This is a genomic window from Paenibacillus sp. J5C2022, assembly GCF_025567625.1.
In the GTDB taxonomy this organism is placed as follows: domain Bacteria; phylum Bacillota; class Bacilli; order Paenibacillales; family Paenibacillaceae; genus Pristimantibacillus.
Window position 1 is genome coordinate 1 of sequence record NZ_JAOQJC010000063.1, and the last position, 13,038, is coordinate 13,038.

The following is a 13,038-nucleotide window of genomic DNA, read 5'->3' on the forward strand; positions in this document are numbered from 1 at the left end:
AACCTATGATAAAAGATATTAAGCGAAGCAGCAAAAATCCACAACCCTATGCGGTTGTGGATTTTTATGTTGTCTGGAAGGCACCCCCCGTATAATCGGGATGGGAGTGTAGTGCCATTTCACTTATGCAAGCAATTTATCCAACAAGCGAACAATCATCGCAACTGACTCGGCACGGGAAGCAGATTCATTCGGTTTGAACAATCCGTTGCCTGCGCCGTTTACGATACCAGCAGTTGCAAAAGCATTAATTTGTTCAGACGCCCAACTCACAGCTATATCCGAGAACAAATCGGTTGTACCAGGAACGTAGTTTGTAAGCCGAGCGAGCATTGCAACGATCTCAGCGCGGGAAATTTCTTGATCAGGTCGGAAAGAAGCATCCTCATACCCCGTCACTATCCCATTTGCCTGTAAGGCCGCAATCGCCTCTGAAGCCCAATGTCCTTGTGTGTCAGAGAAGGAACCACCGCTTGAATCCGTCAGACCAAAAGCTTTTACCAGCATCGTAGCGAACTCGGCGCGAGTTACCTTATCATCGGGACGGTAAGAGCCGTCACTGTATCCCGTTACAATCCCCATCTTAGAGGCGCGTTCCACTATAGAAGCACTCCACGAAGATGCCGGAACGTCCGTAAAGCTTACAGCAGGAGCCGACTTCTCTTTTTCTACGATAGCCCTAACTTTGTCTACATCTACCTTGTCGTTGAAGACAGGCCTCGAAGACGTTGGTGTTGGTGTTGGTGTTGGTGTTGGTGTTGGTGTTGGTGTTGGTGTTGGTGTTGGTGTTGGTGTTGGTGTCGGTGTCGGTGTCGGTGTCGGTGTCGGTGTTGGTGTCGGCGTTGGTGTCGGTGTTGGTGTCGGCGTTGGTGTCGGTGTCGGCGGCTCAGTTTCCTTCCATTTCACGACGGAAAACTCATCGATCTTATCGCCCGCAATCGTACGTGCCTCCACATGAATTTTATCTTCAGTAATTTCAATAGCGGAATATACGGGAACATCTTCATCAAATATATAGTTCAAATAGGAGTATTGCGTGCCGTCATAGAACTTCCAGCCCGCAGCGCCGCCATTAAGATATACCGTACCTTTATTTGTCGCTTTATTTGGTTTTCCATCCAGCATTGGATAGGTGCGCGCATACACATGATCATGACCAACGAGAACCATATCAACTTTATTCTCTTCCAATAATGGTGCAAAATACGTCTGCGTATATTCAACAAGGGTTTCCCGACCGCTTTCTGTATGGTAAGCAGGGCGGTGGAACATCGCGATGGTCCATTTCTTGTCGTTTTGATCCAAATTCTCTTCCAACCATGCTGTCTGATCAATCATTTGCTCCTCTGTACCTTCCGAGTTCAATACGACAAAATGAGTATCGTCCACATCATAAGAGTATGCATATTGCAATTGGGATTCCGGTCCGTTCGTCGGGAAATTCGCACCTTTGGTGAATACTTCCTTCCCCTCGCTCTTCACATCATGATTACCCAATGCTAATGCGGACGGGAATGTTGTCGCATATACCGATGAAGCCTCCCAGAACTTCAGCCATTCTTCAAATGCGCCGCCTGCATCCACCATATCTCCGCCATGCATAATAAACTGTGTCGATGGATATTGCGTCAATGCGTTAGTCATGAGGTCTTGGTAGGTCTGCATTCCTTGTAACTGATTCGTGTGAGAATCTGTAATAAACAACAATGAGGTCGGTGTCGACTTGTTCCGGTCTACTGTAGAATACGAATACCACTCCGACCAATTGCCCTCATAGCCTACACGATATTTGTACTCGGTATCTGCCTTCAAGCCTTCAATCAGCGCATTATGAAACCGGATTTCACCCTTCGTTCCATGTTCCTTCATACTAAGCACTTGAAGCTCACTCTCGGCTTGATGTTGTTGGACATGATTGACATCGGGAGCTTCGCCCGTACCCCACTCTTCGGCTTCGATGTATTGCATGTAAGTAATGGCCCGATCCGGTTTAGTTTGCCAGGCGACACTCAGTTGGGACGACATATCTTCCGTCACATAAGTTTGGACATATTGCGGTTCATCCGTACCATACTGCTCCACGACTTCATAATTGACAACCTTGCTGTTCTGATCGCCATTGACAGCCTGAATCTGATAGGTGCCAAGCGCCAAAGTCGTTAGATCCGTCGTTAATTGTCCTCTGGCATCTGTTTTACCAAGACTGCCGCTCAATAACTGACTGCTCACATCCGCTTCGGAGATATAGCCTGTTGTCTGGCCATCTGCGAGAATAATCTCGAACAATCCATCCTCAGCTTCTGCTGAAGCATAATAACGTCCACCGGCTTCGGCAATCATGATGACGGCGGAAGACATATCATCGTCCTCATATACATTAGACGTAACAGTGTTAACCGTAACTACCGCACTTTGCTCTAATAATCCTGTGAAAAATAGATCCGCACCCTCATAGGGTCTGCCTTCACGGTCCAATACCGTAAATGTGGAAGGCGTGCCGAAGCCGACACCGGTCATGTGGAGCTGATACGGGAAGGCGATGGTATAGCGTATAGGAGCAGCTATTGGCGAGCTAGTCTGAACTGAGCCTGCCATAAGCTTCGTATGGCTCATTGTTATGGTTTTGTAATCTTCACCGCGCTCCAACACAGCATGAGTGCTTACTCTGAAGTTAACAGTAATGAGATCATGAGCGGCTGCCGTCACGTTATCAAGCGCCACTTGTACAATTCCGCGTTCATTATCGATATTCGAGGCGAGGGCAACCCCGGCCACCTGAGCAATACTTTCAACTTGGAGCGTATTGGGATCATAATTTAATTCGAAGTTAGCTTGTTCAGCATGCAAGTAATCTTCGATGCTAATGTTAACAGGATAGATTTCATTGCTTACCGCTTCGTCGTCGGCCGTCATGAACAAGCGTTCTCCTGCATTTATTGTGAAGACGAATGATTTTTCTGCAGGGTTTCCGTTGTTATCCTTCACTTCGACAACTAGCTCATGATAACCGCCATCCACGTTTTGTCCCGGATAAGTTAACAGATGAGTATCTGGAGAATAGAGCACATCATTCGTAATGTCCGTTCCATCCAGAACAACGGATAGCGTATCCAAGTTCAAACCGGCTCCGTTATCGATCAACTCCACCTTTAATTCGTCAAGCTGTGCGTTTAATACTTCATTTTCAACTGGGGCTATAGCTTTAATGTTTGGAACGTCTTTATCCTCATCCACTTCCCCATAGATAAAGGAAATATCATCCACCCAGATAGATCCCTTATTTTTCTTGCTCATATTCGATTGTTTCAATTGGAAAAACAGTTCAAGGACGACCGGTTCCGGCTTCCCTTGCGGAACATCCGCCTCTATATATTTCCAGCCATGCCAATTGATACCGATCTGATTCTCATCATAGAATTCAGCCTGGAAGGAGGACCCACCGGCGTCCCTGAATTTTGTCGTCAGCAAGTGGCCTTCATTGTTTCCATAAACCCACATGCCTACTTTTGCAGGATAATTTGTGATAGGGATTCTTCCTGATGTATACCCTACTTCAATTTGCGAGGGGTTATCCACTATGCCAATCATATCGTAATCAATTCTAGCCGAATACTGTCCATTTCTTACATGCTTCTTATCGCTTTCCAAGTGCAGAGTAGCATCGTACATACGTTTTGGATTAAATTTCACATCAGAGATCCCATCTTCGAAATCCTCGACCATGACGATTGGCGCCGGTTCATCTGCTGCATAAGCATGATGGTTTTGACCGAAACCTGTATACAACCCTCCACCCAGCATCGATAACATGGATACAATCACTATTGTCTTACGGAATCCTTTTGCTTTCATGACCTTACCTGCTCCCCCTTAGTAAAATTTACTATTTCAAGAGCACTATAGCAGTAGATTGTAAAATTAAAGCACATTTACTATTAAGAAATTATGGACGAATAAAAAAAAGGATCCGTTAGTTATATTTGCTATCTCCATATCACCATGAAAATGCGCGCCCGTTTCCTTCGGAAACCGGGCGCGCATTCGCAGATACAACCTCTATCGGCAATCACTTGTAAAAATTCCTTTCTTCTGGAACTACTGCGTAGTTTTATACCAGGCGTTTGCTTCGTCTGTCATTTCTCGACCGCCGTTATCGAGCCATTTCTGTACAGTCGCATCGTATGTTGCATCAATATCCACTTCCCCCATAATCGCTTTGATGATATATTCCATCAACATGTTTTGCAGCTCGGCGTTATACTTGGCAGCAGACTCGATCGGCGCCAATAACTGATTGGAAAGCCCGGGCAAAGTCGTCGATATCAGCTCCTGCGTTTTCTTATACCGCTGTTCCGCGCGCGGTCCGCCGAACACTGTGTTGAATTCCGGATTCATCTGGAAGAATAGGTCGAAGAAGATGCCCGTACCCAGTATGCGGCCTTGCGGATGATATTTGTCCGAGTCCATCCATTCTTTTTTATACACTCGCTGGTTTTGATCATTCCACTCCCATACCACACCCTCTGGCCCAATCTCCAAATTGACATAAGTCTCTTCATCCGACACGTCCGCTTCAAAAATTTGCAGGATGCGGATTAGCTTCTCCTCACTTTCCAATGCTCCTTTGCCAAGCATAATATAGTGGCCGCGCAATTTACTTGGCGAGAATGAGCTCGACTTGCCTTCAGGACCTACCGGCGGCTTTATATTCACATATACCGGCTGCGGACCCGATTCCGGAATTTCTGTAAATGCCGTAGTCACATACGTATTGTCGGCGTCATTGAAAAACTGTTGCCACTCGGGCGCATTGGCGACCCACTTGGCGTTAAGCTGTCCATCGTTATCCCACTGATGGTCATCATACGTTAAGGTGTCGATATAACCGACGCGTCCCGATGCAAATTTGTAGGAAACGTCATCCTGGCCGTTTGTTCGTCTTTTGTCCGTTACGAACTCCGGATCGATCAAATCCATGCCGTACCACTTGTGCAACAATTTCAATGCATCCTTCGTCTCCGGAAGCGTGAAGCCATAGGCTAGCTCGCGCTCTCCCGACTTCAGCCAAAGAAACGGATGTGTGCCGAAAGCCCCGAAAATCGTTTGGAACCAATAACTTACACTGTCGCTGGCCATCGTTAAACCATACGTGTCTTTCTTGCCATTCCGATCCGGATCTTCATTGCGGAACTTGACAAATACATCCTCCAGCTCCTGCAATGTGACAGGAATATCGGCTCCCACGTTTTTCAGCCAGTCGCCGCGAATCGCAACGGGAACAGGAGATACAGTCGATTCCAATAACGGCAAGGCGAACACTTTGCCATCAACGGAAGCATAAGAAAACACTTTGTCATCAAACTCCATGACCAGCTTGTAGTAATTAGGCATATGCGTTTTTATAAGCTCCATCGGTATCTCGGAAATGATCCCATTCTCCGCATATTTCCGAATATCCGTACCACTGCTTGCAAAGATATCAGGCACATCATTTGTGGACAGCAGCAAATTCAACTGTTGCGGATCATCAACGCGTACAATTTCAATATCGACATTGAAATTCTCCTCCAAATAAGAGGCTGCGTAAGATTCATCTTCCAGCGGATAGTTGTCTGTCATGCCTGCCCAGCTAATTTTGGGACGGACAGCGCTGTTCCCTTCATCGCCTTGACCGCTTGCATTATTGCCGCCAAGCGCCGGCGCAGACGTCGCTGGCTCCGGATTGTTGTCCTTGCCGGAGCAGCCCGCCATCATACTCAATGTCAGAATGACGATAAGCCCTATGACACAATACTTCTTGGTTATCCCTTTCATATACTGACCATCTCCCCTTTTTGTTTTCCCCTTCCGTCAACCCTTCACTGCCCCGACCATTACGCCTTGCACAAAATACTTCTGAACAAAGGGATACACGCACAAAATAGGGATAATCGTCACCATAATGGCAGCGGCTCGCATTCCTTCAGGCGTTGGCTTATCCCCTCTCTGCCGATTGGATAATCCGATCAGCGTTTGGCTCATCGACTGATCCTGTTCAATGACCAATCTGCGAATATGAACCGAAATCACATGCTTGTCAATCGACTTGATATAAATAAGCGAGTCGAACCATGCATTCCAATGACCTACCGCAAGCCACAGGCTTATAGTCGCCAACGCCGGCAAGGATAGCGGAACAACGATTCGAGCGAATATCAATGCATCTCCGGCACCGTCCATGCGCGCCGATTCTTCCATTTCCTCAGGAATAGACATAAAGAAATTGCGCAAGATCAGCATATAGAATGCGTTTACCAAACCGCCGAATACAAAAACCCAAATATTGTCCAGCAAGTTTAATTGTCTGATAAGCAGATAGGTAGGAATGAGACCGCCGCCAAAAAACATGGTGACAATAAAGAAAGTCGTGTACAGATTCAAATGCGGCAGCGTTTTTTTGGACAAGGCATAAGCTGCGCACGACATGACAATCAACGACAATGAAGTACCTGCAACGGTGCGGAATACCGTATTGAAATAACCGGTGTACACATAGTCCATACTGAGAAACTTCTGATACGCTTCCCAGGTAATCGTACTCGGAAAGTAGAAGACTGTATTCTGCGCCGTATATATTTCGCCTGCTGTACTGAGAGAAATGGAGATAAGATAATAAAAAGGATACAGAATAGACAAGCAAAACAACGTCAATATCATGTAATTCAGCACATTAAACCAATCAAGCCGGCGACGCACGCGACTCTCCAAGCATTAACACCTCCGTTCGATCATTATGGGGAGTTACCATAAGCCTGTATGCCCAAGCCGTTTCGCTACATAATTCGTGATAATGACAAGGATAAGACCGAAAACATTTTTAAATAAGCTTACGGCCGTAGATAAACTGAAATCTCCCTCGCTCAGACCGATCCGATAGGCATACGTATCAATGATATCGGCCACTTCATATACTCTAAAGTTGTATAGGTTGAAAATCTGGTCGAACCCCGCACTTAAAATATTGCCGATTTGCAAAATAAACATAATGGCAACTACATTGGCGATGCACGGCAAGGTGATACTGATCATCTGACGAATACGGCTTGCGCCGTCCATTCTTGCCGACTCGTAGAGCGCAGGATCGACGCCGCTGATAGCGGCCAAATAAATGATGGACCCCCACCCGATGCTTTGCCACATATCCGAACTGACCAGTATAAACAAGAACCAATATTTCTCTGTTAAAAAATAAATCGGCGTGCCGCCAAACATCTCAATCACCTGATTGACAACCCCTCTGGACAACGAGAGCATTTCCACTAAAATGCTGCCGATAATGACCCAGGATATAAAATGCGGCAAGTAACTGATGTTTTGAACGACCCGTTTGAACACCTTCGCCTTCACTTCATTGATAAGCAGCGCCAGTACGATGCAACCGCTAAAGACGATTACCAGCTTCATTCCGCTAATGACGAGCGTATTGCGCAATACGCGCAGGAAGCTGCTGCTCGTGCCAAACAGTCGCTCAAAATTGTCCAGACCGATCCAATCGCTCCCCCAAATTCCTTTGCTGAAATTAAAGTTTTTAAAAGCGATGGTAATGCCATACATGGGCATGTAGTGAAAAATAAACATATAAACAAGAGCGGGCAGCAGCATCATGAACAAAAACTTATGCTTCTTATACATTCTCCAAGTTGTTCCCCTGCTCACTCCATTCACCTTGCGTCCCTCCTCTCTCCCTAAACGGTTGAACTGATCAGGCTATTTCGCTTCCTATGTAAACGTATACAAAATTTTTCCGCTATACAATTTCAATGTTTTTTGTTCCTTTCACTTTCTTATCCAACCGTCAACTGGCCCTTGCTCAACACAAAAGCGGCATCATTGATACCGCTTTCAAGAAATTCAAATGATTATACTTTCTTCGAATCACGCCTGTCTTATCCCTTCCCCGGCGAAGATTCAAGCTTCACCATCACGCGTTCCCGCCGATATTGGTTAGGCGTCTGACCAAATTGTTTTTTGAACCGCGTAATGAAATAAGGGATATTAGGCATGCCGATCATCTCTGCAATCTCTGCCACTTTATATGGGCTGCCGGCTAACAGACGGCAAGCTTCATTCAGCCTTAAGTTGGAGATATATTCCGACACCCCCACGCCATACGTTTTCTTGAACACAGTAGAAATGTACGATGCGCTAATGAACGTTTTCTGGCTTAGCAACTCAAGCGACAACTCTTCGGTGAACTGTTCGTCGATATAGGCCTTGACCCGCTCCATTATAGCATCCGTGGCATTCACTTCAGTCGTCGACAGCATCGTTCCGGCGACCAGATCTTCCAGCCAGGCCAGCGCGTCAAAAATCGTAGCATGCGAGTAAAATTCGGTTGCAACTTGCGCTTTCCTATCGCATTCCTGCAGCTTGCAAGCAACTACCGGAAAAATCCGCGACATGATATTCTCCACACTTTCATATTGAAAACGCCCCGATCGCAATGAAGCCTCCATATGCTTGAAAGCCGCTTGAACACCTGTTCTATCGTTGTTTCGCAATGCCGCATTCAATTCCCGATATCCTTCCTGCAACGAAAAATCCTGCAGGCCCTGCAACTCGTCAAACGCTATACTAACAGGCGCTTCCGGCAGCAGGAAGTGCTGCTGCAGCGCTTTAACCCCGTTGGCACACGATACATGAACATCCATCAGCTCTTCTTCCGGAGACCCGATTCCCACCCGTATTGAGAGGTTGCGCTGTGAGGCGAATAGTTGCAACGACTGTCGCATTTGCGTGCTCAACTGTGCGAAATCACCTGCAAAATTCAGCAATACCGCGGCAATTTCCTTTTGATAGGGAAGCACATATGTGTAGTTTTCAGGCGCCTCGTGGTTTATTTTCCATACAGCCGCCCATTCCTCCATCTGATCGACAGTATTCTCATTCCGGGAAGAAACAACGATCACCACATATCGCTCCAATGGCATCAATTTATAAATTCGGTCATCGTAAGGCATAGCCATAACACCATGCAGCAATTTGCCGATCATATGCGTATTTTCCTTCATCCGCAAATCGGATACGGTCATACACAGCTTCTTCATGCCCTCCTGCATAAATTTAAATTCATGGTGGACGTTCCCTTCATTCCCGAACGTATTCTTCATATCGTCGATCACTCGCTGTACCGGAAGCCAGTGGATAACCGCCGCTACTAAAGACATAAGCATGCCGAGTATAAGAATCGTCGCAGTCACCATCAGGATGGTATTGCGGATGGAGTACAGAATTTGAAAAAAATCGGATAACGGCATCATCAGAACATAATGCCACTGGCTATGCGAATCATACGAAGTTGCAAACATCATCTCCTGGTGCACACCGAATGAGACAGCCTTCTCTTTGGATTTGTCCAGTGCCACTTTTACAAGTCCGTTCACATTTGGCGAGTAGGCAGAATAGGCAATCACATCATCTTGTTCATTTATAATCGCAATGATTTCATTAGGCTTCACTTGCTGGGAAGCAAGCGTGTTTTGCAGACCCAACTTGTAAACGCTTACACTTAAATAAAATACAGGCCGCTGATCTGCTCCTTTGACGACGGACGGCTTCGTATAACGGATTAACTCCCGATCCTTTTGATTGGCGTAAGTTGGTATGTAGTCCGTATGCCATTCTTCTCCCCTGTTGCCGGCCATTTGCTCGCCTATCCACTCCGGCTCAAAATCATACTTGATTTGATTGGATGAGATCATGATGCGCTCCGCAGGATAATAGACACTGAACGACTCTATGTAGGGGATCATTTTGCTTTGTTCGCTCAGGTATTTATGCAGTTCGTAATGCGAGAAAGCGCCTTTCAGCTTCGTATTATAGTTCAAGAACATGTGCTGGTGCACCATTTTTTCCGATGGCTCCAGTATGCTCTTTTTAATAATGGAATCGGCATAAGCCAGCCGATTGCTGCTGACTTCAGCCAATTCCGACCGTACCGCGTGGCTGATCAACTGCATAAGCGTCAAGCCGAGCAGTGAAGTGATGATTGCAACAACCATAACATAAGACAAAAAATAGGTTTTGAACAATCTTGATCTTCCCCATTTGATCATCTTGATCCTCCCGATCTTGTCTTATAAAATACCCCGATGATGTCTGACTTTCTCCAGCAGCCTGTTGCTTGAATCGTCCAAATGCCCGACTATCGCATGGCGAATATCTGCCGTTGAACCTCCGCGCAGCGCTTCGACAATTCGTTTGTGCTGTTGCTGAGCGATGGCAACCATTTCCCTCGAAATGACTTCGGGTCGGGTAGCCAGCATGCGAAAGTCCATAATTTGCTTATACAGTCCAGTATTTTTCGGATTCTGTCCCATGTCCATGAACGCAAGATGAAATTGCAGATTATAGTCGGTCTCCAGATAACGTGCGAAATCGTCTGTCTCCAGTACAGCTTTGGCCTCTGCCAGGATGTCATCCATCTTCTGAACGCATAACAGCATCTCCGGCTGCATCCGTGAAGAGAGCTTCTGAACAACCCATAGCTCCAGCATCGCTCGGGTATCCATCACCGCATGAACATCGTCTTCCGTAAAGCCGACGACAAACGTGCCAACCTTCGCTACTGTTCTAACCAACCCCTCCATCTCCAGGCGCTGCAGCGCATCCCGGATCGGCGTACGGCTTACCCCCAACTGCTCCGCCAGATCTGGAATGGACAGCTTCTGATCAGGGGAAAACTCACGTTGGATAATGCTTTTTTTCAATGCGTCGTAGGAGCGGTCCCATAAATTCGAATTATCCAATTTCAAGAGAGATCTGGTCAATGAAATCACCTTCTCCTATCATTCATATGTTCGTTGTATGTTGTATACATCATATAACAAAAAAAGTGAAAGGATCAAATGAAATTAAAATTGCATCCGTTTTCCAGCCTGCTACAATACAAGGCAAGCGCTTATACCTTAAATGAAAGAGGTCGTTGCATTGCTTCAACCAAGTGGAATTATTGCGGCGTTGGTCACCCCCTTCAGCTCCGATCACAAATTGAATGAAGGTGCGGCAAGGCAAATGGTGAATCGCTTGATTGCTGCGGGGATAGACGGACTGTTCTGTCTGGGCACGAATGGAGAATTTTTTGCTATGACGTCGGAAGAAAAAATTCGATTAACGCGCATCGTGGTCGAGGAAGCGGCCGGACGAGTCCCGGTATATGCCGGAAGCGGAGGTATAGCGACGCATGAAGTGATCGAATTGTCCAAAAGGCTGGAGCAAACGGGCGTGGACGCGCTCTCGATCATTACTCCCTACTTCAATCCATTGACGCAAGAAGAAGTCGTGGAGCACTTTGAAGCCGTTGCAGCGGCAATTCCCCTCCCTATTCTCTTATACAATATCCCCGGCCGCACCAATCTTAACTTGGCTCCGGAATCGGTCGCCCAACTGTCGGCGGTGCCTAATATCGTTGGCATTAAAGACAGCAGCGGCAATCTGGAACAAATGATTCGCTATCGCGCATTAACCGACGCCAGCTTCTCCGTCTTGGCCGGCTCTGATTCATTGATCTTATGGAACCTGATGGCAGGCGGGAATGGTGCCGTCGCAGCTACGGCGAATGTGGTGCCCAAGCTGGTCGTATCCATCTACCGTCATTGGCTGGCCGGGCAATTCGTTCAAGCCAGAGACGCCCAATACAGCCTGCAGAAATTGCGCGCCGTCAATCAGAAGAGCTCGCTCCCTTCCGTATTCAAGGAGGCTATGCGCATGATCGGCATAGATGCCGGAGTGCCCCGCCCGCCCGTGCGTCCGCTCTCCGAGCAGGCAAGACAAGAACTGCAAGCCGTTCTTCAACAATATGGCGCGGAAGGAGTGCTCTAATATGGACTATCGCTTCCAAACAGCCTCTAGCGTCGTTGGCGGATCGCATAGCATCCGTCGGTTGAACGAGCTTATGGCCGCACTCCACTCTCCCTCGCATGTGCTCATTCTGACTCAGCCCAGTATGATTCGTCTCGGTCATATCGATACGATGACAAGACAACTGGATACGATGCGCATTGCATGGCATGTTCATGACCGCGTAATGAGAGAACCGACGCTCGATAGCATCTATGACATTTGCGATGAATACAGCGGGCATTCATTCGATGCCTTGATCGGTATGGGCGGAGGCAGCGTGCTGGATGCGACCAAGCTGCTGGCCACATTGCTCGTTGAGCGAATCCCGCCTGCACGCTTGCTTCAGTCGGGCGCTGTGTGCCGCCGCGGTCTGCCAATGGCACTGATTCCTACTACATCGGGCACAGGCTCGGAAGTGACGCCCAACGCTATTGTTACTTTGCCGGAAGAAGAACTTAAAGTCGGCATTATCAGTCCTTTCTTCTACCCGGATATCGCCATCCTTGATCCCGTGCTGACCCTTGATCTGCCCCAATCCATTACGGCGGCAACAGGGATGGATGCCTTTACCCATGCACTGGAGTCGTATATTTCCAATAAGGCCAATCCGATCAGCGATATGTTCGCTTTAGAGGCGATTCGCCTTATCTCGTCCAGCCTGCTGCCCGCCTATCATCATGCTCGCTCCCTGGAGGATCGCGAACGCGTTCTGCTTGGCTCCGCCTATGCAGGCATGGCTTTGTCCGCTGCCGGAACTGCCGCCGTTCATGCGCTTGCCTATCCGCTTGGCGGCAGCTTCAACGTCCCTCATGGAGTCGCCAACTCCATGCTGCTCACCCATGTAATGAACTTTAATCTGGATGCAATCGAGGACCGGCTTATTCCCGTAGCTGCTGCCATGGGCTATCACGAGCGGGGCGGGGACACACAATCCCCCGCAGCATGGGTGTTAGAGCAAATTACGCATTGGACCAAAGAGATGGAGATTCCGCAATCACTGACGCCATTCGGTGCGAAGCCGGCCGATCTTGAGCGGCTGACTGCTGCAGCGGCCAAGGTGACAAGATTATTGAACAATAATCCGAAGCCGCTTCACACTTCCGATATCGCCGCCATTTACAACAAATTAATGCCATTAACCTAGTGCTGAGGGGGGCA

General features: G+C 47.6%; 8 protein-coding genes. 2 read left to right on the forward strand and 6 right to left on the reverse strand.

Going from position 1 to position 13,038, the window contains the following annotated elements; all coding sequences use genetic code 11:
* Positions 1-123: 123 nt before the first annotated feature.
* The 6 genes from M6D81_RS29600 to M6D81_RS29625 all read right to left on the reverse strand — a co-directional run bounded on the left by M6D81_RS29600 (position 124) and on the right by M6D81_RS29625 (position 10,808).
* The gene (locus M6D81_RS29600) at positions 124-3,852 is read right to left on the reverse strand and encodes an S-layer homology domain-containing protein (protein ID WP_262681053.1); all 3,729 of its coding nucleotides are present in this window, start codon (positions 3,850-3,852) and stop codon (positions 124-126) included.
* Between the two features lie 243 nt (positions 3,853-4,095).
* Positions 4,096-5,814 (reverse strand): type 2 periplasmic-binding domain-containing protein, encoded by a 1,719-nt coding sequence (locus tag M6D81_RS29605; RefSeq protein ID WP_262681054.1) that lies wholly within the window; start codon positions 5,812-5,814, stop codon positions 4,096-4,098.
* A 36-nt stretch (positions 5,815-5,850) separates the two neighbouring features.
* A complete protein-coding gene (locus M6D81_RS29610; RefSeq protein ID WP_262681056.1) occupies positions 5,851-6,747 on the reverse strand; it encodes a carbohydrate ABC transporter permease in 897 nt (298 codons plus the stop codon).
* Between the two features lie 33 nt (positions 6,748-6,780).
* A complete protein-coding gene (locus M6D81_RS29615; protein ID WP_262681058.1) occupies positions 6,781-7,704 on the reverse strand; it encodes an ABC transporter permease in 924 nt (307 codons plus the stop codon).
* A 221-nt stretch (positions 7,705-7,925) separates the two neighbouring features.
* Positions 7,926-10,094, reverse strand: coding sequence for a helix-turn-helix transcriptional regulator (locus M6D81_RS29620; RefSeq protein ID WP_262681059.1), 2,169 nt, complete (start codon positions 10,092-10,094; stop codon positions 7,926-7,928).
* 21 nt (positions 10,095-10,115) lie between these two features.
* Entirely contained in the window at positions 10,116-10,808 is a 693-nt protein-coding gene (locus M6D81_RS29625) for a GntR family transcriptional regulator (protein WP_262681060.1), read from the reverse strand.
* 160 nt (positions 10,809-10,968) lie between these two features.
* On the opposite strand from M6D81_RS29625, the gene dapA reads away from it, so the two are divergent.
* Positions 10,969-11,859, forward strand: a complete 891-nt coding sequence (dapA, locus tag M6D81_RS29630) for a 4-hydroxy-tetrahydrodipicolinate synthase (RefSeq protein WP_262681061.1) — start codon at positions 10,969-10,971, stop codon at positions 11,857-11,859.
* Position 11,860: 1 nt separating this feature from the next.
* On the forward strand, positions 11,861-13,024 hold the full coding sequence (locus M6D81_RS29635) for an iron-containing alcohol dehydrogenase (RefSeq protein WP_262681062.1): 1,164 nt from the start codon (positions 11,861-11,863) through the stop codon (positions 13,022-13,024).
* Positions 13,025-13,038 lie beyond the last annotated feature (14 nt).